The organism is Hyalangium sp., assembly GCF_045802625.1.
In the GTDB taxonomy this organism is placed as follows: Bacteria; Myxococcota; Myxococcia; order Myxococcales; family Myxococcaceae; genus Hyalangium.
Genome location: NZ_JBJMQP010000096.1, coordinates 16,307 through 40,915, shown reverse-complemented (window position 1 = coordinate 40,915; position 24,609 = coordinate 16,307). Strand labels below are relative to the sequence as shown.

General features: G+C 68.8%; 19 protein-coding genes. 11 read left to right on the top strand and 8 right to left on the bottom strand.

The window, feature by feature from the left end; translation table 11 throughout:
* Positions 1-11: 11 nt before the first annotated feature.
* Positions 12-1,322: an OprO/OprP family phosphate-selective porin gene (locus ACJ8AT_RS17825; protein ID WP_407738954.1), complete on the bottom strand. Its 1,311-nt coding sequence runs from the start codon at positions 1,320-1,322 to the stop codon at positions 12-14.
* 148 nt (positions 1,323-1,470) lie between these two features.
* Between ACJ8AT_RS17825 and ACJ8AT_RS17820 the strand changes: the two genes are divergently transcribed.
* The 4 genes from ACJ8AT_RS17820 (at position 1,471) to ACJ8AT_RS17805 (ending at position 10,509) form a co-directional block, all read left to right on the top strand.
* Positions 1,471-3,867, top strand: coding sequence for an MFS transporter (locus ACJ8AT_RS17820; protein WP_407738953.1), 2,397 nt, complete (start codon positions 1,471-1,473; stop codon positions 3,865-3,867).
* Complete coding sequence (locus ACJ8AT_RS17815) at positions 3,860-5,059, top strand: ABC transporter substrate-binding protein (RefSeq protein ID WP_407738952.1); 1,200 nt, start codon at positions 3,860-3,862, stop codon at positions 5,057-5,059. The genes ACJ8AT_RS17820 and ACJ8AT_RS17815 overlap by 8 nt, the downstream gene beginning before the upstream one ends.
* Positions 5,060-5,073: 14 nt before the next feature.
* Positions 5,074-9,798: a CHAT domain-containing protein gene (locus tag ACJ8AT_RS17810; RefSeq protein WP_407738951.1), complete on the top strand. Its 4,725-nt coding sequence runs from the start codon at positions 5,074-5,076 to the stop codon at positions 9,796-9,798.
* Positions 9,799-10,014: 216 nt separating this feature from the next.
* Positions 10,015-10,509, top strand: a complete 495-nt coding sequence (locus ACJ8AT_RS17805; protein WP_407738950.1) for a glycoside hydrolase family 19 protein — start codon at positions 10,015-10,017, stop codon at positions 10,507-10,509.
* 56 nt (positions 10,510-10,565) lie between these two features.
* Here ACJ8AT_RS17805 and ACJ8AT_RS17800 read toward each other — a convergent pair whose 3' ends face one another.
* A complete protein-coding gene (locus tag ACJ8AT_RS17800) occupies positions 10,566-11,174 on the bottom strand; it encodes an HNH endonuclease (protein WP_407738949.1) in 609 nt (202 codons plus the stop codon).
* Between the two features lie 280 nt (positions 11,175-11,454).
* Here ACJ8AT_RS17800 and ACJ8AT_RS17795 point away from each other — a divergent pair, with 280 nt between their 5' ends.
* Positions 11,455-12,456, top strand: coding sequence for a lipase family protein (locus ACJ8AT_RS17795; RefSeq protein WP_407738948.1), 1,002 nt, complete (start codon positions 11,455-11,457; stop codon positions 12,454-12,456).
* Between the two features lie 50 nt (positions 12,457-12,506).
* Here ACJ8AT_RS17795 and ACJ8AT_RS17790 read toward each other — a convergent pair whose 3' ends face one another.
* Both ACJ8AT_RS17790 and ACJ8AT_RS17785 read right to left on the bottom strand, forming a co-directional pair.
* Positions 12,507-12,953, bottom strand: a complete 447-nt coding sequence (locus ACJ8AT_RS17790) for a hypothetical protein (protein ID WP_407738947.1) — start codon at positions 12,951-12,953, stop codon at positions 12,507-12,509.
* A gap of 109 nt (positions 12,954-13,062) precedes the next feature.
* On the bottom strand, positions 13,063-13,374 hold the full coding sequence (locus tag ACJ8AT_RS17785) for a hypothetical protein (protein ID WP_407738946.1): 312 nt from the start codon (positions 13,372-13,374) through the stop codon (positions 13,063-13,065).
* Positions 13,375-13,707: 333 nt separating this feature from the next.
* On the opposite strand from ACJ8AT_RS17785, the gene ACJ8AT_RS17780 reads away from it, so the two are divergent.
* Positions 13,708-15,336 (top strand): hypothetical protein, encoded by a 1,629-nt coding sequence (locus ACJ8AT_RS17780; RefSeq protein ID WP_407738945.1) that lies wholly within the window; start codon positions 13,708-13,710, stop codon positions 15,334-15,336.
* A 75-nt stretch (positions 15,337-15,411) separates the two neighbouring features.
* On the opposite strand, the gene ACJ8AT_RS17775 is transcribed toward ACJ8AT_RS17780, so the two are convergent.
* Together ACJ8AT_RS17775 and ACJ8AT_RS17770 are read right to left on the bottom strand one after the other, a co-directional pair.
* Positions 15,412-15,783, bottom strand: a complete 372-nt coding sequence (locus tag ACJ8AT_RS17775) for a hypothetical protein (RefSeq protein ID WP_407738944.1) — start codon at positions 15,781-15,783, stop codon at positions 15,412-15,414.
* A 17-nt stretch (positions 15,784-15,800) separates the two neighbouring features.
* Positions 15,801-16,982 (bottom strand): patatin-like phospholipase family protein, encoded by a 1,182-nt coding sequence (locus tag ACJ8AT_RS17770; RefSeq protein ID WP_407738943.1) that lies wholly within the window; start codon positions 16,980-16,982, stop codon positions 15,801-15,803.
* Positions 16,983-17,222: 240 nt separating this feature from the next.
* Here ACJ8AT_RS17770 and phbB point away from each other — a divergent pair, with 240 nt between their 5' ends.
* From phbB to ACJ8AT_RS17755, 3 genes are all read left to right on the top strand, one after another.
* A complete protein-coding gene (gene phbB, locus ACJ8AT_RS17765) occupies positions 17,223-17,936 on the top strand; it encodes an acetoacetyl-CoA reductase (RefSeq protein WP_407738942.1) in 714 nt (237 codons plus the stop codon).
* A gap of 48 nt (positions 17,937-17,984) precedes the next feature.
* Positions 17,985-19,748 (top strand): PHA/PHB synthase family protein, encoded by a 1,764-nt coding sequence (locus ACJ8AT_RS17760; RefSeq protein WP_407738941.1) that lies wholly within the window; start codon positions 17,985-17,987, stop codon positions 19,746-19,748.
* Positions 19,749-19,834: 86 nt separating this feature from the next.
* Positions 19,835-20,719, top strand: a complete 885-nt coding sequence (locus ACJ8AT_RS17755; protein ID WP_407738940.1) for a hypothetical protein — start codon at positions 19,835-19,837, stop codon at positions 20,717-20,719.
* Positions 20,720-20,770: 51 nt separating this feature from the next.
* Here ACJ8AT_RS17755 and ACJ8AT_RS17750 read toward each other — a convergent pair whose 3' ends face one another.
* Complete coding sequence (locus ACJ8AT_RS17750; RefSeq protein WP_407738939.1) at positions 20,771-21,310, bottom strand: RNA polymerase sigma factor; 540 nt, start codon at positions 21,308-21,310, stop codon at positions 20,771-20,773.
* A 224-nt stretch (positions 21,311-21,534) separates the two neighbouring features.
* Positions 21,535-22,104 carry a hypothetical protein gene (locus ACJ8AT_RS17745; RefSeq protein ID WP_407738938.1) on the bottom strand — a complete coding sequence of 190 codons (570 nt, stop codon included), beginning with the start codon at positions 22,102-22,104 and terminating at the stop codon, positions 21,535-21,537.
* 202 nt (positions 22,105-22,306) lie between these two features.
* Here ACJ8AT_RS17745 and ACJ8AT_RS17740 point away from each other — a divergent pair, with 202 nt between their 5' ends.
* Positions 22,307-23,617 (top strand): SET domain-containing histone-lysine N-methyltransferase, encoded by a 1,311-nt coding sequence (locus ACJ8AT_RS17740; RefSeq protein ID WP_407738937.1) that lies wholly within the window; start codon positions 22,307-22,309, stop codon positions 23,615-23,617.
* Between the two features lie 21 nt (positions 23,618-23,638).
* Positions 23,639-24,589 (top strand): NmrA/HSCARG family protein, encoded by a 951-nt coding sequence (locus tag ACJ8AT_RS17735; protein WP_407738936.1) that lies wholly within the window; start codon positions 23,639-23,641, stop codon positions 24,587-24,589.
* The last annotated feature ends 20 nt before the right edge of the window (positions 24,590-24,609 follow it).

Below are 24,609 nucleotides of genomic sequence, written 5' to 3'. Positions count from 1 at the left end.
GTCCTCCGACCTCAGAAGGTCCACTGAATCCGCATCAGGAACTCGTGGAAGGACGGCTGGCTGTCGCAGAAGGAGTAGCGGCTGAAGTTGAACATCCACCGCGTAGAGGGATTGAGGTACCAGTTGAGGCCGGCCGTCAGCTCGTGGATCCGCTGCTCCGCCGACGCGTCCTGCTCCGCATTGACGGACAGCCCTTCGAACCGAAGTTGGGCAATCCCATACCGCAGCCCGAGCTCCCAGGCGCCCGGCCCGAAATGATCCGCCAGGGGATCGAAGGGCCGCTCGGGCTCCACGCCCTTGGACGTCCGCTTCTCGCCGGTCAACACCACCGTCCCCGAGGCGTATATGGCCTGGGAGCGGAGCCCTGGCAGGTGGACGCGCTTGTCCTCCCGGCCAATGTCCGCGCCCCGAAGCCAGCCCTCCTGCGTGGGGGAGTAGAACCGCGCATACTCCACCTTCAGCGAGGTGGGCCCCAGGTAGGAGGTAGCATCGGCGCCCAGGCGCCAGCGCGGCGGGACGACCAGCAGGCCCGAGGTGCCATCCGCGTACTTGATCGTGTACTTGGGATCCGTCAGGAAGCCATAGCCGGTGGGCAGCTTCCGCCGGACATCCTCGGGCAGGTTGTAACCGAGCCCATGGGTGCCGCTCACCGCGACCGAGATCCCCTCCACCGGAGACAGCGAGAAGCGGCCGGCCACCATCTTGCCGCGGTCTTCGTCCTGGATCTTACTGCTGGCCTCGTTGAAGACGCCCAGCCAATACTCCACGGACCGGCCCCCGAGCGCTCCGTGGAGGGCCAACCCCTGGTCGTACCGGGGCAGCAGCAGTGTGTACACGAGCGACTGCTCGACGAAGTCCAGGTAGCTGGAGGATGTCTCGAGCCACTCGTAGCCAAAGGGCACCTTGAGCCGCCCGGCCCGGAGCCGGAGCCAGGAGGCGGCGCGCAGATCGATCCACGCGTCCTGGAAGAGCGGCGTGTTGGTCTGGCCGAAGTCAGCGATGAGCCGCGTTTCGGCGAACGGGGCCAGCGTTCCGGTGAGCCCGAGCCGGGCGCGGCGGATCAGGAACGTGCTCGTCAATCCCGAGAAGGGCTTGGGAATGCGCAGATCCGCTTGAAGGCTCATGGCCAACTTCAAGGCGGCCTGAGCGTCGCGGCCCTGGACGGCGGAGGCACCACCCGGGGCCTGGGCCTTGGGAGCGGATGCGGGCTGCGGGGAGGACTCGGGCGAAGAGGATGCATCCGCCCAGGCCGGCCGCGCCATGAGCAGCGCGGCAGCACAGAGCAGCATGGGGGCGAGGAACAGCTTGCGTGGATCGTTCATGCCTGGACGACGGGCTTGCCCGAACGGTTGTGAAGACCGGCCAGGAGGAAGGCTTCACATGGAGGGCGGCCTGAGCGTCCTCGGAAGCAGAGGCACGGCGCATTCGTGAGGCTCTTCCTCTCATGGCGCCGCTCCCTCGAGAGGATTCATGCCTGCTCATCCACTCCGGCGCGGACTCTGGCTGCGCTGGATCCGTCTCGGCTCCTTGATGCTGGTGCTGACCGCCGCGCTGGGGGGACTCGCCTACGTGGGGCTTGGCGAGGCCTACCGGGGCTATGCGCGCCTCCAGTTCGAGCGGCTCGCGGCTCAGGGGGCTATCATCAAGGGGCCGGTGGAGATGCTGCTCCGAGTGGGAGTCTCCCTGGAGCAGTTCACCGGCTTCCCGAACCTGGCCCGCGCGATGCGAGACGCGGATCCCTCCCTGGAGGAGATCCGCATCATCGATGCGCGAGGCCACCTCCTCTTCTCCGAGCCTGTTGCTCGGCTGTCCCAGGAGGCAGGCGGCGCGCCCGCTTCTCGTGCCCGTTTCGCCTCGCCCAACAGGCGCTTCGATGTCCTGGATGATGGGCGCTCGTTCCGCGTGTCGATTCCTCTAGAGGATCGATTCCACGTGGTGGGCCATCTGGAGCTGGTGAGCCCCAGGGCGGCCGTCTTCCAGCGCGTGACCCAGCGCTTCCAGCCGATCTTCACGGCCCTGGGCGCCTGCATCCTGCTCCTGGCGATCGTCTTGTTCGCCACCCAGCGGATCTGGATGAGGAGGGCCCGGCTGTGGCTCGGCCTCTGCTGTGGCGCCGGCTTCCTGGGCATGACGCTGGTCATGCTGCTGGCGCTGGTGGACATCTACTCCGAGGGCCTCCAGCAGGGGACCAGCGGCCTGGCCCACTCCCTGGCGCGGCGCCTGAACGAGGCGGCGCGGATTGGCCTGACACGCTCCGATCTGCGGGGGCTCGACACGCTCCTCGAGGACTACCAGCGCTCCAATGCCGACCTGGGCTCGCTCTCGCTTATCGCGGACGAGCGCGTCCTCATCCAGACCGGAGCGAGCGCGGCCAGCCCGCTCCAGGAACCTACGCAGGCTCGCTTCGAGTACGCCATCGACCTGGAGCTCACGGATGGCCCGTGGAACACCCCCGTTCGCCTGGAGGTCGACGCCGCGACGGGAGCCCTCCGCGGCCGTCTCTGGAGAAGCTGCCGCAACTTCCTCCTCCTCTTCATCGCCTCGGGCCTGCTGGGCGCGCTCCTGCTGAACGCGCTCGCGCTGCTGCCCCGGCCGGGCGTGCGGCAGCAAGGCTTCGAGCGCCGCGCGGTGGATCGGCTCCGTCCCCTCGCCTTCTTCGGCTGCTTCATCGAGGGGCTCCCCCTCGCCTTCCTCCCCGGGTACATCGGGGCGCTCGGCGCACAGCAAGGCCACTCCTCCGGAGGCCCTCCCCTGCTCGCCATCGCCTTCTGCCTCTCGTATGCGTTCGCGCTGTGGCCGTGCGAGCTCTACGCCCGGCGCATGGGCCTCAAGCGCCTGCTGGGAGCCGCCCTGCTGCTCTCGGCCATCCCTGTCTTCTCGATGGCGCTGACGGAGGATCTCCGGCTGCTGCTGCTGCTGCGCTGCCTGTCCGGGCTTGGACAAGGGGCACTTGCCGGCGGGCTACAGGCGTACCTCCTGGCTGTCTTCCGCCCGGAGCATCCGCCGCGAGGGACCTCCCTGCTGACCTCGGCCCATCACGGGGGCCTGTTCAGCGGCGCCGCGCTCGGCGCGCTGCTGGGGGCGTACCTGGGCCCGCGCCAGGTGTTCCTGCTGAGCGGCCTCGCGGGCCTGCTTGCGCTGGCGTACGCGCTGGTGCTTCTGCCTCCTCTCCCGCCTCGGAGCAGACCCACTCCCCCCGTGCTTCGCCGCTCCCGTCCTCCTTCGTCCCTCTCCGGGTTGGCACGGGCGTGGAAGGCTCCAGGGTTCCACGGAGCGACCCTGCTCGTGGGAATACCCACCCTGCTCATCCGCAGCGGACTCCTCTCCTTCGCGTTGCCTCTGGTGCTGACGCGCAGGGGCTATGACCTGGATCGGATCGGTCAGCTGCTCGCGATCTATGCGCTGGGCGTGATGCTGTCCCATCACCTGCTCACCGTGCTCCCCAGCGGGCCCGGCCGGCCGCGGAGGCTGCTCCAAGCTGGCATGGCGGGGACTGGGCTGGGGTTGCTCGCGCTCGGGTTCGTGGACTCCCTGCCCGCACTCGGGAGTTGGCTGAGCGAAGAGGCGCTGTGCGCCCTGGCGCTGGGGCTGCTGGGGCTGTCTCACGGACTCATCCACGCGCCCCTCGAGCGCCATCTCACCCGCTCTCAGGAAGGGGGCGGAGAGGAGCGGACGTCCCTGGCCCTCCATCGCTTCATCAGCAGACTCGGGCAGTGCCTGGGGCCCATGCTCGTCAGCGCCCTGCTGCTCATCTACCCGAACCGGTTCCAGGCCTTTGGGTGGCTTGGCGTCATGGCGCTCCTGCTCGGCGCCGGGTTCACCTGGGCGAGCCGGCGCCTGCACGGACACGAGGTGCATCATGCGTGAATGCTCCCCTGCGCGAAGCTGGAGGCTGCTGGGGCTGCTCCTGGCACTGGCGGCTTCCGGTCCCGTCCAGGCCCAGCCCGAGGATCTCTCGCACTGGCTCACCCTGCCCGGCGAAGCGAGCAAGGGTTGGAAGCTGGAGGCGTCCCGGGGACGGATCCGCATCTCGCCCGAGTCCTCTCCCGATCCTCACACGCCAGCGCGCGAGGTGCTCGTCCTCTTCACCGTGGCCCAGAGCAGCCTCAACTGGATCCTCGAGGGGATGTTGCCCGTCTTCCGGGACAAGGGCGTCCCGGTGGAGCTCACGCTGTACAAGCTCGACAGCAGCCGGGACGAGTACGAGCGGATGCTGGCGCTGGCGGACTCCGGGCAGTTCGACCTGATCATCGCCATGGGCTCGGACGCGGCGCGGTTCTTCTACAACCGCTTCGGCAACCAGCCCACGCCGGTGGTGGCGCTCTGCAAGGATCCGGAGCTGTGGCTTGGCTTCGAGGAGCGAGCCTCCCAGCGGACCCGGCCGTCCAACATGGCCTTCGTCTCGCTGAGCATCCCCCCGGAGGCGCAGCTCCACTACCTGCAGGAGCTGATGGGGCCTCTCAAGGTGATGACGGTGCTCTACGATCGGCGCAACCAGAGCGCCGTCGAGGTCGAAGCGGAGGGGATGCGCCGCATGGCGGCCCGCGACGGATTCCAGCTCCTGGAGCTGGCCGTGAATGGCAAGGCCACCGCGAGCACACTCCTCTCGGAGCAGCTCCCAAAAATGGCTCGCGCGATGCGCCAGATCGACCCGGGGGCCCGGCACAGCCTGTTCTGGATCACCACCTCCTCGACCGTGTACGACGAGCTGGAGAGGATTGACCGCCTCTCCGCCGGCATCCCCGTGCTCGGCTCCGTGCGGGAGGTGGTGCGCGAGGGGGATGCCAGTGCGGTGATGTCCATCGGCGTGCCCTTCAAGAGCGCCGGGCAGCTGGGCGCGCTCTATGTGCAGAGCATCCTGGACAGCAGGCTGCCGGCGTCGCGGCTCCCCGTGGGCATCATCTCGCCGCCGGATCTCGCCATCCACTTCCGCAAGGCCCGCCGGCTCGACATGAAGATCCCCTTCCGCTTCCTGGAGCTGGCCAGCTCCATCTACGACCCGGATGGCAGGCTGGTGCGCCAGGAAGGCCAGACCGTCCAGCCGAAGTCGCTCCGGTGAACATGTCCTCCCCGGTGATCAGAAAGGCCGCCCCGCTCGAGCTGCTCCTGGAGCTGGTGCGCGGCCAGGATGCGGGAGATCCCTTCCACTTCCGGCTCGAGCCCCAGGAGTACCTGCTGCGCCGGGCGCATGGGAGCTATGCGCGAGCGGCGCTCTCCTGGGAGCCCCCGCTGCTGGCGGACCTGGCGGAGCTGGAGCGGCTCCAGCCAGACCGAAGCGTGGTGCAGCGCCTGGGGGACCGGCTCCGGACCTTTCTGGAGGGGGTGGGCTGGAATGCCCACGCACGCGACATCCTCGCCGCGGTGGAGCAAGGGCGCCCCGTGCACCTCACCTTCCGCTTCGCCGCGGCCGAGCTTTACGCGCTGCCCTGGGAGCTGCTGACGCTGGGGACCTCCGGGCAAGCGCTGGCCGAGCTCCCCGGTGTCCTCATCCGTTACGAGTGGCCCGACACGCACGCCGCGCCTCTGGCCGGGACACCGCGGGGCGGGCGCATCCTCTACGCCTGGTCCGCCGCGGGAGGCCATGTCCCGGACAAGCCCCACCTGCGCGCACTGAGCCAGGCTTGCGAGGAGGGCGATCATCCGTTTGATCCCGCCCGCGACGTCCTGCCGAACGTCTCGCTCGCGGCGCTCGGGGAGGCGCTGGCCCGTCCTGGAGAACCCATCTCCATCCTCCACCTGCTGTGTCACGGCAGCCGGCGGGGCCAGACCTATGGCCTGCTCTGGGATGCCTCGTGGGAGGGGGGCGAGCCCGAGCTCATCGACGGCGCCACCCTGCGCCACCTGCTGGCGCCCCATGCGGGGACGCTGCGGCTGGTGGTGCTCGCCGCGTGCCAGAGCGGCGCGGGCCTGGCGGGCAACCACCTGGGCAGCGTGGCCCAGGCGCTCCACCGCGCGGGCATCCAGGCGGTGGTGGCCTCCCGTCTGCCCCTGTCCATCGCGGGCTCTTCAGTGCTCACCGCGAGCCTCTACCGCTCTCTGCTGGCGCAGCCCTGCTCGCTCGAGGAGGCCATGGGACAGGCCCGGCGCGAGCTCGCACGCGACAGCTCGTCGTTGGATTACGCCTCCGTGCAGCTCTACGCCCGAGCGGAGGATGGGAGTGATACACGCCCGGTGGCAATCCGGCCCTACCGCGGCCTGCTGCCCTTCCAGAAAACCGATCGCCGGTTCTTCTTCGGGCGCGAGCGGCTCCTACAGGAGCTCCTCCAGCGCATCCAGGAGTCACTGGACGGGCGGCGGCCGCGCTTCCAGGTGCTGGCGGGAGCCTCGGGCAGCGGCAAGTCCTCGCTCGCCCTCGCCGGACTGCTCCATGCGCTCCCGGCCTCCGACTGGGAGGTCCGGGTGCTTCGCCCGGGGCAAGGGCCCACCGAGACGCTCCAGCAGCTTCGCCAGTCCTCCTGTCCGCGCCAGCTGCTGCTCGTGGATCCATTCGAGGAGCTCTTCACCCAGCTGACGGAGCCCGAGGCACGCCGAGCCCTGGCCGCCACGCTCTGGGAGCTGTCGCGAGATCCAGAGCGGCAGGTGATCGTGCTCGCCACGCTCCGGGTGGACTATCTCGGGCGCTGCGGAGAGCTGGTGGTGGATGAGGCCGGGACGCGGCTGGACGCGGTGGTGTATTCCGACGCTCACCGCCTCTTCGTCACGGAGCTTCAAGGCGAGGAGCTCCGCGCCGCCATCGTGGGCCCGGCGCACAAGGTGGGGCTGACGTTCGAGCCGGGGCTGGTGGATCGGCTCCTCCAGGACGTGGGACAGGAGCCCGGCTCGCTGCCGTTGCTGCAATACGCGCTGGATCAGCTGTGGGAGGGGCGTGACGGCGGCCAGCTCACCCACCGCGCCTATGCAGCCATTGGTGGGGTAGCCGGGGCGCTGACGCGGGCAGCGGATCGCCTCTACGCGGCGCTGTCCCCCGCCGAGCAGCGCCAGGCGCGCAGGCTCCTGGTGGAGCTGGTGGACTTCCAGCACGGCGCCTCCCCGGGCACGCGCAGGCGGGCGATGCTCGAGCACGTACGCCCCACGGCGCAGGAGGCGCGCGACGCGTTCGAGCAGGTCCTCGAGGCGCTGCTCACCGCCCGGCTCCTCATCCGCGAGGAGGGCCAGGCGGGCGAAGAGTGGTTGCAGCTCTCCCACGAGTCGCTGATCCGCACCTGGCCTGCCCTCGTGGAGTGGGCGTTGGCGGACCGCGAGCGCCTCCAGCACTTCCGAGAGCTCCAAGCCTGGGCTCGCTCGTGGCTGGCGCACCGGGAAGACGCGGATGGAGGAGCCCCCTATCTGCTCTCTGGCAGCCGGCTCGGGTATTCCCAGCGTGTCCTGGAGCGGTACGACGAGGATCCTGGCGCGGACGTGCTCCAGCTCATCGACGCCAGTGTGGCCAGCGCCGAATCCCGGCAGCAGGCCGCCCGCCGCCGCCTGCTGGGGCTGCTCGCCGCGGCGATAGGGGTTGCCGCGGCGATGGCGGGGCTGGCCTGGAACGCCAGGCGGCACGAGGCCCAGGAGCAGCGGGAGCGGCAGGAGGCGCAGCGGTACGCCCTGCGCGCCAGGGATCTCATCCGGCTGGGCGTGGCCCGGACGATGCTGCACGAGAACCCCACGCTGGCCCTGCTCACGCTGCGCGAGATCCAGGAGCCGTCGCAGCTCCAGGGCTGGGACAGGGATGTCTCGGAGGTCCTCCAACAACCTCTGAGCCGCGCCGTGCTGCGAGGCCACCAGGAGGCCGTGGTCTACGTCGAGGTCAGCCCGGACGGGCAGCGTGTGGTGACGGCGTCGCGAGATGGTACGGCGCGGATCTGGCGGACCGATGGCGAGGGGGATCCCCTCGTGCTGGCGGGCCACGAGGGGCCGGTCTACCACGCCACCTTCAGCCCTCCAGACGGGGCGCTGGTCCTCACCTCCTCGCACGATGGGACGGCGCGCCTGTGGCGGACCTCGGATGGACACCTCCTGCGAGAGTTCAGACACCGCGGCGTGGTCCAGTGGGGCGCCTTCAGTCCGGATGGACGGCAGATCGCCACCGCCTCGCGCGATGGAATGGCGCGGGTGTGGTCGCTCGAGACCGTGGCCGAGCCGCTCGTCCTGCGTCATCAGGGCCCCGTCTCCACCGTGGCCTTCAGCCCGGATGGGAAGAGGCTGGTCACCGCCTCGCAGGATGGCAAGGCGCGCATCCTGTCCTTCGATGCGCCAGCCAGTCCCCGCGAACTGCCTCATGCCGCCACCGTCACCTCCGCCCTGTTCGATCCGGAGGGGACCCGCGTGCTGACGGTCGCGCGGGATGGCATCGCCCGCATCTGGCCTGTCAGCGGCTTGGGAGGACCCGTGCTGTTGAAGGGGCACCAGGGGGAGCTCACCACCGCGCGCTTCAGCCCGGATGGGCAGTGGGTGGTGACGGCCTCCGTGGACAACACCGCCCGGCTCTGGAGGGCGGACGGGAGCGGCGAGCCCCGGGTGCTGCGCGGACACCAGGGTGCCGTCCGCATGGCCACCTTCAGCGGCCCGCTGGGAGACCGGATCCTCACCGTCTCCTCGGACACCACCGCGCGGCTCTGGTCCGTCCACGACTCCGAGCCCCCGCGGATCCTGCGAGGGCACCGCTCCACCCTCCTGTGGGGTGCCTTCGGTCCGGATGGGAAGCAGATGGTGACGGGCTCCGTCGACGCCACCGCGAGGGTCTGGAGAATGGACGAGCCGAGGGACTCGCGCCCACTGCCCGGGCAGGGCAGCTTCGTCTGGTCCGTTGCCTTCAGCCCTGACGGAGCGCGGGTGGCCACGGCCTCGCAGGATGGCGCGGTGCGCCTCTGGTCGGATGACGGCCGGCACATGCGCGTGCTGCAGGGGCACACCCAGGATGTGCTCTCGGTGGCCTTCAGCCAGGATGGGAAGTGGCTGCTGACAGCCTCCCGGGACGGAACGGCGCGCATCTGGCCCTCGGATGGGCACGCGGCGGGCCGCATCCTGGTGTCCCAGCAGGAGCCCCTCTTCGGCGCCGCGTTCAGCCCCGACGGACAGTGGGTGGCGCTCGCCTCGGGCGCCAGCACCACCCGGATCGTCCGTGTGGACGACCCGCGGCGTGCCATCCTGCTCGAGGGACATGGCGCCCAGGTCCGCTCCGTGTCCTTCAGCGCGGATGGCCGCCGGGTGCTCACCGCCTCCCAGGATGGCACGGCACGCATCTGGAGCACGGAGGGGAACCTGCTCGCCACGCTCTACGGGCACGACGACTGGGTCCTCTCGGCGGCCTTCCATCCCCAGGATCCGACGCGGGTGCTCACCGCCTCACAGGATGGCACGGCACGCATCTGGCGCGTGGAGGGGGGCAAGGTCCACGGGGTCCAATTCGTCGCCCGGCACGAAGCCCCGGTGCTCTGGGCCGCCTGGAGCCCGGATGGAAGCCGGTTCGTCACCGCCTGCGCGGATGCGCGCGTCCGCCTCTGGCTCGCCAGCGATACCCGGGAGCCCCACCTCGTCCTCTCCTCGCACGAGGGCCAGGTGACATCGGCCGCGTTCAGCCCCCAAGGGGAAGACGTGCAGCTCCTCACCGGCTCCACGGATGGGAGCGCCCGCCTCTGGCGCCCGCGCGAGCCCCTCCCCATGGACTCACTCCAGGAGCGGCTCCAGGCGGCCAGCTCGGCCTGTCTGACGGCCTGGGAGCGCCAGAATTATCTAGGCGATCTCCCAGCTCCGGCGCGGCAGGCGTCCGCCTCGTGCGAACAGACGCATGATCGGACTCCGCCCGCCCCGCGGCCTTGAGGCAGAGTGCTCCAGGCCCCGTCCGCCAGTCACAAGCGCTCTGGTCCAGGCGTCTTCCAGGCATCCATCAGGTCCACCTTCTGCTGTGGCCGCCAAGCCCGAGAGCTCCCCATGTCATCCTCCGGTTCCTCCCCCTCCCCCGACACGCCTATCCCCCCCGCAGCACCCGCGACGAGCACTTCGCAAGGAGTGACGCTGGAGCAGCTCCGCGCCCTCATGCGCAAGCTGCCCGAGGCGCACGCCATCGCGCTGCTGCCCCACCTGAATGCGGCCATGGCCGAGGGAGGGATCGACACCCCTCGCCGGCGGGCGGCGTTCCTGGCGCAGCTCGCTCACGAGAGCGGAGAGCTCCGCTACTTCGAGGAGCTGGCCTCGGGGAAGGCCTACGAGGGGCGGCGGGATCTGGGCAACGTCCAACCGGGCGACGGCGTGCGCTACAAGGGCCGCGGTCCGATCCAGATCACCGGCCGCGCCAACTACCGCGCCGCGGGGGCCGCACTGGACATCGATCTGGAGAACAACCCCAACCGCGCCGCCGAGCCCGAGGTGGGGTTCCGCACGGCCGTCTGGTTTTGGACCAGCCATCACCTCAACAAGTACGCGGACGAGGGCAACCTCGACGCAATCACCTACCGCATCAACGGCGGCTACAATGGCAAGTCGTCTCGTGATGCGTACTACCAGCAGGCGCTGAAGCTGCTGAGCCGCTGAAGCACCGGCTGGCCCTCCTCCATCGCGGCGAGGAGGGCCACCCGCCCCTGCGCCCCTTACGGAACGGGCTTGGACTTACCGGGCTGCAAGTGGAGCTTGGCCTCGGCCTCGAGCTGGTGGGCCAGCAGCTCCACATCCTTCGCCAGATGAAAGTCGAACAGGAAGTGCGCGTCATTGAGCGCCTTCTGGCCCGCCAGGCTGATGCGAGCCATTCGCGCGGCCGCCTGGGATCTCGGGCTGAGGTTGGGGTCGGCCAGCACGTGCTGCAGGCCCGTCAGGTCCATGTGGAGGAACTGCTGCGCCGCGACCCGCTCCATGTCCAGCCAGGCCTGCCTCACCACCTGGACCTGGCTCAGCCGCGTCCCGTGCTCCTCGAGCCGCACGGTCTCCATGATCCAGTCATAGAGCGTACTCGGCTCGAGATCCTTGCTGGCGTGGCAGCCCTTGCACAGGAACGTCAGGTTGGACGTGTCGTTGTGCATGTTCACCAGATCCTGCGGCCCGAGCGCCTTCCCGGCGTAGGTGTCGTAATGGATGATGCTCTCGATCGTCAGCGCGGCGACCGGGAACTGGACCAGGCACGCTACACAGCGGCCCAGGGGCACCCGGTAGATGGGGCCCTCGGTGAAGCCCACCCCCTGACGCTCCTGGATGAGGCTGGCCATGCCAGCGGCCCCTTTGAACCAGGCGGCGGGATTGCCACCCCTGGGTACGAGGCTCTTCCAAGTGTTGTCTGGGTTGTAGTCGTGAGGGTATTCGGGCTTGGTCGACAATGGCATCCGCGGCTTCTCCAGCGCAAAGGCCCCCTTCAATGGGTGGCTGTGCTGAAGGACGTGCGGCCGGCTCCCGCAGTGAAGCGGCTCGCTCTTTCACGAGGTGCATTCCCGCGGCGTCTTCCCCTGCGATTGGGCTCCCCCCAATCTCAACCCCAAACAGGAAGCGCTCATGCCCGCACCCACCCTCGAAGGCCAGATGCTCTGTGCCAGTGTCTACAGCTATGCCGTCCAATCCAATGGCTCGTTCTCCTCCTCCTATCCTCCCTATGACAGCGCCTCCGGACTCATCGCCCCTGTCGCCATCGTCGGAGGCGCCGGGAAGCCCCACGTCGACGCGTGCCTGGTGGGCCGCAGCAGCGCGCTCAACGCCGTGGTCGTCGCGTTCCGCGGCACCCTGCCTCCCACGGAGCGAGGCATGGCCCCCGCGCTCGACTGGATGAACGACTTCCACGCCGAGCTCATCTCCGTGCCTGGCATCCCCGGGGCGCTGCACGCGGGGTTCTGGGGCTCGCTCGATGCGCTCTGGTCCCGGCTCCTGCCGCAGGTCCGGGCGCTGCGCCAGGCTGGGGACAAGACGCTCCCCCTCTACCTCACGGGCCACAACAAGGGCGGGGCCATGGCCACGCTCGCGGCCATGCGGTTCGCCCGCCTCGAGGGCATCGAGCCCGCGGGCATCTTCACCTTCGCCGCCCCCAAGTGTGGTGACGTGGGGTTCGCCAAGGCCTACCCGTTCCACAACATCCACCAGCGCTTCGAGTTCCAGGACGACGCCGTCCCGCACCTGCCCCCCTCGACATCGCTCCTCGAGCTGCTCCGCCAGGTGCCTGACATCGGCAAGCGCTTCCAGGCCTTGATGCACTGGAACTACACGCCGGTTGGCACGCTGCGCTTCATCCACTGGGATCATCAGGTGCGCGGCGAGTCGCCCGAGCTCGAGGTCGAGCGGACCCACCACCTGCTCCGGCTGATGGCGGAGCTGCAGTTCGGCACGATCCTGAAGGCTCACGGCGCGGACTGCGGGGATGGGTACATGACGGCGATCAACCCCACCGGTGTCTGCGCGGTGTCCAAGCCCGTGGATGTCGCGGGGCTGATGGCCGCGCGGGGGCACCAGGTCTCGGACGCGGTGAAGGACGCCTTCGAGAAGCGCAAGCTCTTCCAGGCGAAGTGACGGCACGGAGCCCGCGGCCAGCCTCCGCCGCGGGCTCCCTCTGCTGGGTGCTACTTGGAGCGCTTTCCCGCCGGCGGAGGAGCGGGCTCGGCGGCCTCGGGCTGGCTGGGCGGATCCTCGGCCGGAGCGGTCGAGCCCTCTGACAGCGGCGGCGTCGAAGACACCAGGAGCTTGCCGCCAGGCCGGAACAGCATGCGGACGGTGAGCTTGCTGGAGTCCTTCTCCGAGAAGTCGTGCGTGCGTGCGCGCGAGGCCGGCTCCTTCTTGCCGCCGAAGAGCGAGAACCAGCGCTTGGGCTGCGGCTTGTCGTCCGGAATGTCGTTGTCCTGCTCCGTCATCTCGAAGTCGAAGCTGGCGGAGACCTCCAGCTCCGCGACAGAGAAGGAATAGTGCTTGCGGGCCGTATCCTCAGCGATGTCCAACGAGGACTGAACGGCAAGGATGAGATCGTGGATGAGAACCTGGGCGTGATCGGTGGTCTGGTTAGGCTTTGCCATGGGAGATCCAATGAGGGGTAGCTGGCGTGCCAGCACCGCCGGCGCTCCCAGAGGGAACACCGGCGGTGCTGATTGTCAGATCTGGGTTGTCAGGGAGAGGCGTGCCCTATCAGGACGCCGCGCCGCCGCCGCCACCGCTGGCCTGGGCGGCGAGCACGGCCGAGGGCTTGATGGTGCACTTCACGGTGATGCCCATGTGCTCCTTGTAGTCGAGCGTCAGCTTCTCCTTGATGCTCATGCGCCAGATGTTGAGGGTGACGTCCGTCTCGCTCTTCAGCTCGAAGTCCGAGGTGATGTTCACCTCGAAGTAGTACTCGGCGATCGTCATCGGATCCATGCCCGAGGACATGAGCTTCTGAGCGGTGCGCGCGGCGCCCGCGAACGCGATGATGTAATGAGAGAGTTGGGCTGCGGATGACATGACTTCCTCCTAGGGGTTGAGTTGCCGGCATGTGCCGGGTGCTACGCTCCCAGGACGCCAAACAGCGCCACGGTGTGAATGCGATCACACACAAAGCCTGGCGGTGACCGCGGCTGCCCACCATGAGGGCAGCGAGCGGAGTTCACCATCACCCGGGCTCGCGCGTCTCACCCATGTCTCCTCCAATGACTCACACGGCCAGGGCCTGCCGCGTCCTCCTGGCAAGCGCCCACCTCTTGGGCGCTCCTTGCCGGAGGACACGCATTGAGCACGGAGAACCTGGAGCTGTTACTTGTCCACGCTGATTCCCACGAACCCGTAACCCCCCAAGGGGTGCCAGCGGCAGCCGCCGCGCAGGCCCCTCCCAGCGAGTCCCAGGAGGCCCGGGAGGAGAGCCACCTCTGGGATGATGGCGAGGATCCCAACTCACTGCCCGCGCAGCGCTGGGGCCTCGTCGCTCCCGAGGGGCCCGAAGGCGACCGGCTGCTCGCCCTCATCGAGCCCCTGCGCCGGCGGCGGCAGGAGGATCAGGGCGGTCACCCTGTCCGCATCTACCGGGTGAAGCCAGGGCTGGCCGCGGAGGCCCGGAGCCTGGAGCACTTCTCCCGCTGGGTGCGCACCGTGCTCGATGACGAGTCGGTGCCGGTGGCGGATCGGCCGCGCTACCTGTTGTTCCTCGGGGACTTCGACCAGGTGCCCTTCGAGCTGCAGCAGTGCGCGGCCAGCAGTGCTTTCGTCGGGCGGCTGGCCTTCCGGCGCGAGCAGGACTACGAGTCCTACGTGGCGAAGGTGCTCCGCTGGGAGCGCGAGCCCTCCACCGAGGAGCAGGCACGCGCGCTCTTCTTCACGGTCCATGACGGCACCGCGGCGACCTCCACGGGCTACCAGGCGCTGGTGGCGCCAGGCCTCGTCGCCGCCCAGCAGGCCCGTGAGCTGGGCAGATTCCCCATGCGGGAGCTGCTAGAGCTCGGGGGGCCCGGAAAGGGCGGTGTGACCGAGCTGCTCGAGCAGGCATCACAGCCACGGCCTGGGATCCTCTTCAGCATGAGCCACGGGCTCGGCAGCCCGCGCGCCGGCTGGCGCAGCACGGACGAGAAGCTCGCGCTCCAGGGCGCGATGAACCTGGGGGAAGGACTACACCTGGACGGCGCCTCCCTGGCCAGCCGGCCCTTCCTGCCGGGCGGCATCTGGTTCCTCTTCGCCTGCTTCGGCGCGGGCACTCCGTCGCGGAGCGCGTTCCAGCATTGGCTGCGGCAGCTCCAGGCAGGGGGGCAGTTCAGCGGGAGGCTCGACTCCATCACCTCCTCGCTCCCGCAGCCCGGAGAGCGGCCCTTCGTCGCCGCGCTGCCCCAGGCCGCGCTGGCCAACCCGAACGGGCCGCTGGCGGTCTTCGGCCACGTGGACCTGGCCTGGACGTATGGCTTCCAGGATCGCGACAGCCGCCGCGGCAAGACCTCCCGCTTCCTGGAGCCGCTGCAACAGTTCGCGCGGGGACGCCGCGCCGGAGTGGGCCTGGGGTGGCTGCTGCGGGGGGGCCACCAGGCCAACCTCGAGCTGACCACGCTGTATGATCAGGAAGAGGAGGCCCGGGGCGCCGGGCGGCCCTCACCAGTGGATCCGCTGCAGCGGGCCCACCTGTGGATGCTCCGCCAGGATCTGGGCGGCTACATCCTCCTTGGGGATCCCGCGGTGCGGCTGCCGCTGGCACAGCCGGCGCCGGCCAGCACCCTCCCGTCCACCTTGGGGCTGCTCTCCCTGACGGCGCCGCCACCGGCCCCTACTCCTCCGAGCAAGCCCCAGGGCCACGAGGAGCTCGAGCGTGCGGTGCTGGAGCTGGCCGCGCGCCGGCTGGAGTCCGCTCAAAAGCTGGGGGTGACTCCCACGCAACTCCTGCAATGGGAGCAGCTCTATCTGGCAGGAGGCCGCGAGGCGTTGGCCCGCGCGGGCGCGAAGCAGAGCTGAGCGAGTCCATCCCTCGAAAGACGATGCCCCGGGCGAAGGGAGACTCGCCCGGGGCATGATGATGGAATGCGAGGCTCAGGTGGACTTGGAGCTGTTCCGCTCCTCGTTGTACCTCAGGAAGCCATGCAGGCTCTCCTCGCACAGATCGAGCAGCGCGGCCTGCGCCTTCAGCGCCTGCTGGCGCACCGGCTGCTCGATCGCGAAGAAGGGGTCCATGGCCTCCAGCATCTTGCGCAGCAGCCCCTCCTGGTACGCGCGCAGCGAGCGCTCGTCGCCATCGCCCTCCGTGAACTGCCGGTAGAACTCGAGCGCGGTTCGCTGAGCGGTGGCGGCCTGCAGCAGGGACGCCCGCCCCAGGTCAAACAGAGCGCTGTACGTGGCCTCGCCTTCCTTCGGGGGCGGGAAGAACGCCTTCATCCACTCGGGTCTCTTGGTCTTCTCGGTCATGGGTCTTCTCTCCAGGGTTACGGCATGTGAACCTTGCTCTGGACCTTCCCGCCGTTGACGCGATGGACGACCGCGCCCTCGCCCGAGCGGTCCGTTTCCGAATCGCTGAACGCCTGCGGCATCCCCTCGGGGCTGGCCTGCATCCACGGGGCAGCCGCCAGGGCCTGCTTCATGTCGCGGTAACCGTCGGCCCGGCGCTCCTGGATGGAGGCCCGTGAGAACTCGCCAACGCTGGCCGCGATCTGATCTCGGCCCCGCTGGTAGCTGATGTGGATGATGTCCAGCCGCGGCGCGGGCTCCGCGGCGGGCGCGTCGCTGAAGGAGACAGGAGAAGACGCCGACGCCTGCCTCGCCGCCTGGGTCGCCGCGCGACGCAGGTTCCACACGGTGGCGAACTGGTCGACATGGTGGGCGGTCCTACCCGCGAACTGAATGGACCTCATGCGCCAATGCGCCTCATCCTGGGTGCGCGGCAGCTCTGCCGCGGCGTCGAACAGATCGACCATGAAGATGATCGTGCGCCGCCGAGGAGGATCATCGAGGATGGCGTTGAGCGGCATGTTGGTGACGCAGCCGCCGTCCCAGTAGAGCTCGCCGTCGATGCGGCTCGGCGGGAAGGCCGGAGGGAGCGCTCCGCTGGCGAGCACATGCTCCGGGCCAATGGCCTCGCGGGTGTTGTCGAAGAACACCATCTGCCCATCACTCAGCCGGGTGGCCCCGAGGCTCAGCCGCGTCGCACGGGAGTTGATGTAGTCGAAGTCCACCAACCGCTGCAGCGTCGTGCGCATGGGCCGCGTGCTGCAGAAGCTCAGCGCCTCGAGCGAGCCTGGGAGGGCCATCGAGGGAGGAACCACCCGAGGGACGAAGAAGCCCGGCTGGCCGAACAGGAGACTCGTCATGTGGCTGCCGAGGTTGAACAACTGGCGGTAGGGCCCCTTCAGCGCGGCTCCCCACTCGGTGCCAGGCCAGGAGATCTCCCGCCAGAACTCCTCCAACCGCTCCAGCCGCTTCTCCGGGCGGTTGCCGGCGATGAGCGCGGCGGTGAAGGCCCCAATGGAGATGCCTGAGATCCAATCCGGGTGGAGCCCGGCTTCCTCCAGGGCGTGGTAGGCCCCGACGTGGTAGGCCCCAAGGGCCCCTCCTCCCTGGAAGACGGCGATGATCTGCGGTTGAGGTTGACCTGTGGATTGCTGCGTCATGTGCATCCTCTGACGGGTGAGCGCGGTGCGCGTGTCGTGCCGCCCCGCGGAGAGGGGGATGGCATCTCCCAACCACTACCCTCCAAGGACTCCTCTCCACGGGACAGCAAGCAGAGGGACGGCTGGATCCACCTGGCTGTGAATCGGTGGAGGCGCGCACCGGCGGATTCACAAACCGGCGGGCTGCTCCGTCTTCAGGCGCGGATCTCCCAGCAACGAGGAAAGATGATGAGCGGGCGCATGGCATTGGTCACGGGTGGCACGCGCGGCATTGGCGCCGCGAGCGCCGAGGCGCTGAAGCAGCAGGGCTACCGCGTGGCCGTCACCTACAAGTCCAACGAGCAGTCGGCGAAAGAGTTCTCCGAGCGCACGGGCATCCCCGCGTTCCAGTTCGACGTGTCCAACCTGGAGCACTGCGCACAGGAGGTGAAGAAGATCGCCGAGGCTTGCGGCCCCATCGAGGTGCTCGTGAACAACGCCGGCATCACTCGGGACGCCATGCTGCACCGCATGACCGCCGCGCACTGGCACGACGTCCTGCAGACCAACCTCACCTCGTGCTTCAACATGTGCTGGTCGGTCCTCCCCGCGATGCGCGAGCGCGGCTTCGGGCGCATCATCAACATCGGCTCCATCAATGGGCAGACGGGCCAGCTCGGGCAGACGAGCTACGCGGCGGCCAAGGCGGGCATGCATGGCTTCACCCTGGCCCTGGCGCGCGAGGGCGCGGCCCGCGGCATCACCGTGAACATGATCGCCCCCGGCTACATCGAGACGGACATGGTGCGCGCCGTTGCCCCAGAGGTCCTGGCGCAGATCCGCTCCCGGATCCCGGTGGGGAGGCTTGGCCGGGCCGAGGAGATCGGCCGGGCCGTGGTGTTCCTCGCGTCCGACGAGGCCAGCTTCATCACCGGCTCCACGCTCACCATCAATGGTGGGCAGCACATGTTCTGAGGGCGGACGCGCACCTTGCGCGGCTTTGCCAGGAAGGAGCGGCCTCGGATGGATGCCGACGATGGAGATGCACAGCGGCTGGAGCAGGTCCGAGCCATGGCCCGGGCCTGCGGGGTGCTGGCGCGTTGGCTCGAGCACAGGGCCAGTGAGGCGGCGGAGGACGCTTCCCTGAGGCACATGCGGCGGGCCTTCCTGGAGGTGCTCCTCCGGACGGCGATGAACCCCGAGCAGCTGCTGACGGCGGGGAGTGATCTGTGTGAGCGCTCCGCGAGCCTCTGTCAGACCCTGGCGCGCCCTGGCGAGACCGCGCCGCCGCCGCGAGAGGACCGCCGCTTCCGCGATCCCGCGTGGACGGAGAACCCCTTCTTCGACTTCGCCCGCCGCTCGTACCTGCTGGGCGCGGACTGGCTGCAGCAGGTGGTGGCCAACGCCCAGGGGGTGGACAGGCCCACGGCGCTCAAGGCCCGCTTCTACACCCGCCAGCTCACCGAGGCCCTGGCCCCTTCGAACCTCCCTGTCCTCAACCCGGAGGTGCTCCGCGCCGCGCGGGAGTCTGGCGGCCGCACCCTGCGGTCCGGACTGGAGGCGCTGCTCACGGATCTCGAGCGCGGCCAGGGCCGGCTCGCACCTCGCATGACGGACACCCGCACCTTCAAGCTGGGAGAGAACCTGGCCGTCACACCGGGCGAGGTCATCTACGAGGACACCCTGTTCCAGCTGCTCCAGTACCGGCCCACCACGGCCACCGTATACCGGCGCCCGTTGCTGGTGATCCCTCCGTGGATCAACAAGTACTACATCCTGGATCTTCGTCCGGAGAACTCCTTCGTCCGCTGGGCGGTGGAGCGCGGCTATACGGTGTTCCTCGTCTCCTGGGTGAACCCGGACGCGAGCCACGCCCACGTGGACCTGGAGCACTACCTGCTCCGTGGGCTGCTGCCCGCGCTCGAGGCCACCACCCGGGCCACCGGGGAGCAGCAGGTGTCCGCGCTGGGCTACTGCATCGGTGGCACCTTGCTGGCAACGGGGCTGGCCTACCTGGCCGCCCAGGCAGACGAGCGCATCCAGAGCGCCACCCTGCTCACCACGCAGGTGGACTTCAGCGAGCCCGGCGATCTGGGCGCGTTCATCGACGGGCCCCAGCTCGAGCACCTGGAGGCGAGCATGCGCCAGCGGGGATACCTCGACGGGGTCGACATGATGACCACCTTCAACCTGCTCCGGGCCAAGGAGCTGTTCTGGCCTTTCGTGGTGAACAACTACCTGCTCGGCCGGGAGCCAGCCCCGAGCGACTTCCTGTACTGGAGCTCCGACCCGACGCACCTGCCAGCGCGAGCGCACGCCACCTACTTGCGAGAGCTGTACTTGCACAACCGGCTGGTGCAGCCGGGAGCCCTCTGCTTCGGGGAGACGCCGCTCGACCTGGGCCGGGTACGCATCCCCCTCTACGTGCAGGCCTGCCGGGAGGACCACATCGCTCCCTTCCGCTCCGTGTACCGGGGCCTGCGGCACTTCTCCGGCCCTAAACGGTTCGTCCTTGCGGGCTCCGGTCACGTCGCCGGCGTCATCAACCCGCCAGCGGCGAACAAGTACCGTCACTGGGTGGCCGAGCCAGAGCCACTGGCGCCGGATGCGGACGCATGGCTCACCGGCGCTGTGGAGCGGCCGGGCTCCTGGTGGACCGACTGGGACGCCTGGCTGTCTGAACGTTCGGGACCGCGTGTCCCGGCCCGATCGCCAGGGGATGGAGCGTTGCACCCCATCGAAGCAGCTCCGGGCCGCTATGTGCGGACGCGCATCCTCCCGGAGTAGGGGCCCGGCCCGGGGCGAGCGTTCACAGCCTCGAGGCTTGCGACGTTTCTTCAGAGCCTTTCATCTCTCGTCCTAGAAGGTCCCATATGAGCGAGCAGTTCCAGGTGCTCCCTATGGACGGCGCCTCGTCTCTGGCCCCGCCCTCCCCCCTCCCCGAGCCTGAAGCGCCGCCAGACGAGCCGCCCTTGCCTCCCGGAGACTCGGATCTGAACGCGCGGCTCCGCCAGCGCCTCGCCGAGCCCCTCGACTCACGTATCCAGGAGGAGCTGGCGCTGCTGCTCTACCTGCGCGAGCAGGCGGCGTCCACGCTCGGGCCCGCCGCGGTCGACTGCCTCGAGTTGGGGATCATCGCGCTGCTGGGAGAAAAGCCCAACCTGCGGTTTGCCCGGGACATGCGCAAGCGGCTCGCGTCCCAGTTGGCGGATGCGTTGCACCCCTTGCGCCTGGCGGCCGTGCTGAAGACGGACTCCCCTTCCGTCCAGGTGATGCTCGGCCTGGGAGGCTCACTCACCGTCGTCCTGGTGCTGGCGGTGCTGGGCCAGCAATGGATCATGGCCTCGGGGGAAACGTTCTTCGGCATCCCCCTCCATCTGCTGCTGCTGGCCGTGGTGGGCGGCGCCGTGGGGAGCGTGACGAGCATCCTGGTACGCATCCAGGACTTCAAAGAGCTGCAAGGCACCACGCCGGCCTCGATGGTGATGGCCGGCTTCTCCAAGCCGGTGGTGGGGGCCTGCTTCGCGATCTTCTCCATCGCGTTGCTGAACTCCGGGCTGATCCCCCTCGAGCGGCCAGCTCCCGGCCCCAAAGAGTCCTTCTTCTTCCTCGCGCTGTGCTTCGTGTCCGGCTTCAGCGAGCGGCTGGCCCAGGATCTGGTCGCGCGAATGGAGGCGGGGCTCGAGTCGAGGCCTGGGCCCAGCGAGGTGAAGCCGGAGCCACGGCCGGAGGACCCGGCCGGTGATCCGCGCCCCTGAGCCTCACGAACGGCGGTGGCGCCTCGCCTCATGGCGGGCGCCAGCCTGGGCTCAGCGCGCGAGGAGCACCTCCGCCAGCGTGACGCGGAGGATGCCGTAGGCAAGCTGGATGCGCTTCCTCACGTTGCAGTTGGTCAGCTGCAGGTGCAGGGCAATGTCCGCATAGGACATGTCCTGCAGGAAGCGCATCGTGAAGGGCTTGCGCAGGTTGAGGGGCAGCGCCTCGATGCAGCCGTGGATCTCCTCGGCCCGCTCGCGCTGGAGCAGCACCTCATCCGGTGAGTCCTCCAGAGGCGCGCCCCACGAGATCTCCGCCTCCTCGAGCAGCTCCTCCGGGTCGACCCGGCGCCGGCGCTCGCGGTGAAGGTCCATGCAGACGTTGTAGAGGATCCGGCTCAGCCAGGCCTTCTCGTTGTGGATCTCTCCACTCGAGGAAGAGAACCGCTGCAAGGCGCGAAGCATGGCGGTGTTCAGCGCGTCGTCCGCATCGGGCTCACTCCCTCCCATCAGACGAAGGCTCTGTTGATGCAAATGGTCTTTGTGCTGCAACCAGACCTGCCAAAAAGAAGAGGGGCTCGAGGGAGATTTCACGGGTCCTGTGCCGGAAAGTGCCCCCTGGAGACGGACCAGCCCTTTGTTTGTGAAAAGCCTTTAAACTCAAACGAAATATTCACAACCTGGCACACTCAAACGTCTGAAGACATTTCAATCCCTATCAGCCCTCGCCACCCGCGGAGCGCCCGCACGGGTGAGAGGCTTTTCGTCTCGAACTGGAGCGGCAACGCGGCGGCGTCACCCGATGTGATGGACTGCCGCTAGGCCCTGTCTGAGGGGAGCGCCACCGCCAGGAGGGTCTGGCGCAGGGCGCTCAGCGAGCGCTGACAGCGAATGCACTGCCACTCGGGCCGGGGGCTTTCCAGGGAGGTGGTGGCCCGCGCTCCTTCCTCGCCACCAGACGCACCCATGAGGCGGCCGGACAGGCCCGCCGAGGCGCCCTGCCGGGTGGCTCGAGCAGCGGCCCCCGCCTGTTCACTCCCGAACTCCTGAGGCTTCGTTGCATGTTCTCGCCCGGCGGAGAGCGGTATGAGGGTGTGCTTCGTGTTCTCCGTCGGAGAGACCACATTGCCGAGAGTCGGCGGCTCCTGCGTAGAGGGATGCGTCACTTTCTGCAGCGCCCTCCGCCGCTGCCGGTAGCTGGCCTGACGGGCCGCGTGCTTGAAGCGGCCCCTGCGGCTGCGCTGGTAGCGCTGCCCCGCGGCCCTCAGGCTCACCCGCCGGGCCCTCTGCGCGCAGCTCCGCGAGCAGTACAGGTTGCCCCGGTTGCAGCGCGCGCAGAGGAAGAAGACACGCCGGCAGTGCCTCCAGGCACAGGTGCGCACTCGCATGGAATGCAGAAGGCTCTCATCCTTCAGGGATGTGAGCTCCAGGAGAGCGGACGAGGGCTCTGGCTGACAGGCGGGTGAGCGCACTCCTCCTGGCTCGCTGCTCTGGAGCTTCACCACGGACCTGCCTCGCTGAGCCTTGGAAATCACAACCACCTCCGCTGCCACGTCTTTCCTGGCGCACCCACGCCGCACGGCGGAGCCAATGAGCACCGACTTTCAGGCAGACCCAAGTACCCCAAAGGACAGTCATCCGGCGCACGAGCCCTTCTCGCTGGAATGGCTTGAACAGGCAGGAGCCTCCTTCCCCAAACTGCGAATCGACTACTTGGAGGGCGGCGAGCGCGGCGTCTTTGCCCGGGCCGATATTGCTCCGGGCGAGGAGGTGCTCCGAGTGCCACGGGGGTGCCTGTTGACGTTCGACGTCGCCAGCGCCTCCGACATCGGCCGCCGTATCGCGGCTCATGCCCCTTCCGCGAGCGAGGAGTCGTGCCTGGCCGCCTTCCTCCTCCAGGAACGCTCGCGAGAGAACTCCTGCTGGAAGCCTTATCTCGATCCCTTGCCGGCCGCCTTCCCTCACCTGCCCCTCTTCTTCGACGAGCACGACCTCTCTTTCTTGAAGGGCTCCGCCATGCTGGGGGAGGTCGCGAGATGGAGGGCGCTGCTGCTGGGCGAGTATGCCTTCCTGTGCGAGCGTGTTCCTGGATTCTCGCGCTTCACTCCTGACGCGTTCCTCTGGGCGCAGCTCGTGCTCGTCAGCCGCACCTTCGGCATGAAGCTGGGCGGAAAGCTCGTCCGGTGCTTCGTGCCGCTGGCGGACATGCTCAACCACCGGCAGTCTCCCCATGGCCTGTGGGGACCCTCCGCGGACGAGACGGCCTTCGTGTTGGTGGCGCGAGAGGCCGTGTCCGCAGGCGAGGAATTCCACATCAGCTACGGAGTCAAGTCCAACTTCCGCTTCCTGCTCAACTACGGCTTCGTGCCCGAGGACAACCCTCAGGATGAGCTGTTGCTCCATCTGGGCATTCCCGAAAGTGATCCCTTGGCGCTCGTCAAGCGGGAGCTCCTGGGGCTGTCCAGCCCCACCGCGCTGCGCCGCTTCGAGGTGCCCCTCTATTACGATCACGCAACGACCGCGGCGATGTTCTCCTTCCTCCGTGTGGCCCATGCGAACGAGGAGGAACTCGCCAGCATCACCTCCGCTGCCAACGCCAGCGGGGGCCTGGGCGTCATTGAGCCCTTGAGCGTGGACAACGAGGAGCGGGTCCTCCGTACGCTCGGTGAGCTCTGCGAGGCGCGGCTCGCGGGCTTCGAGACGACGCTGGAGGAGGACGAGCAGCTCCTCCGGGATGCGGAGCTCTCGCGCAACGCGCGCACCTGCCTCCTGCTGCGGCGCGGAGAGAAGCGGCTGCTCCACGCGTTCGCCGGCCTGGCGCGGACTTTCCTTCCCACGCTGCGCAGCGCCTCTCCTGGCCCCGAAGACACGAGCGCGCAGAGCGATCAACGAGTTGGCTGACAACGAGATGCGGAGACAATCATGAACAAGAAGATCATCGCGGTGGTGGGAGCAACGGGAGATCAGGGGGGAGGCCTTGCGCGTGCCATCCTCGCGGACCCCAGCGGCGAGTTCGCGGTGCGCGCCCTCACGCGCAAGTCAAACTCCGAGCTGGCACACAAGCTGGCGAAGCTCGGCGCGGAGGTCGTCACGGCCGATGTGAACGATCTGGGCAGCATGCGCGCGGCGTTCGCGGGCGCCTACGGGGCCTTCTGCCTCACGAACTTCTGGGAGAACTCCGCTCCCGAGAAGGAGCTCGCCCAGGCCAGGACAATGGCTCAGGCCGCCAAGGATGCGGGCCTGCAGCACGTCATCTGGTCGACGCTGGAGGACACGCGCCGCCTGATGCCGCTCGAGGATGAGCGGATGCCGACGTTGAAGGGGAAGTACAAGGTCCCCCAGTTCGACGTGAAGGGCGAGAGCGACCGCCACTTCACGGAGCTGGGCGTGCCGACCACGTTCCTCCTCACGACATTCTCCTGGGACAACCTGCTGCGCTTCGGGATGGGCTCGAAGAAGGGTCCCGACGGCAAGCTCGTCTTCGTCCTGCCCATGGCGGACAAGAAGCTCGCGGGCATCGCCAGCGAGGACATCGGCGACTGTGCCTACGGCATCTTCAAGCGGGGCCGCGAGCTGATCGGCAAGACGGTGGGCCTGGCCGGCGAGCACCTGACGGGTGAGCAGATCGCCGCGACGCTGAGACAGGCGCTCGGCCAGGAGGTCATCTACGGCTACATGCCGCCGGAGGTGTACCGGACGTTCAACTTCCCCGGCGCCAAGGACCTGGCGAACATGTTCCAGTTCATGCGCGACTTCGAGAAGGAGTACTGCGCTGTCCGCGACCCTGCCTTCGCGCGCGAGCTGAACCCGGGGCTGCAGACGTTCTCCGAGTGGCTCGCGCGCAACAAGGCACGCCTGCTGGGGGCGGCGTAACCCTGGCACGCGCGTGCGCA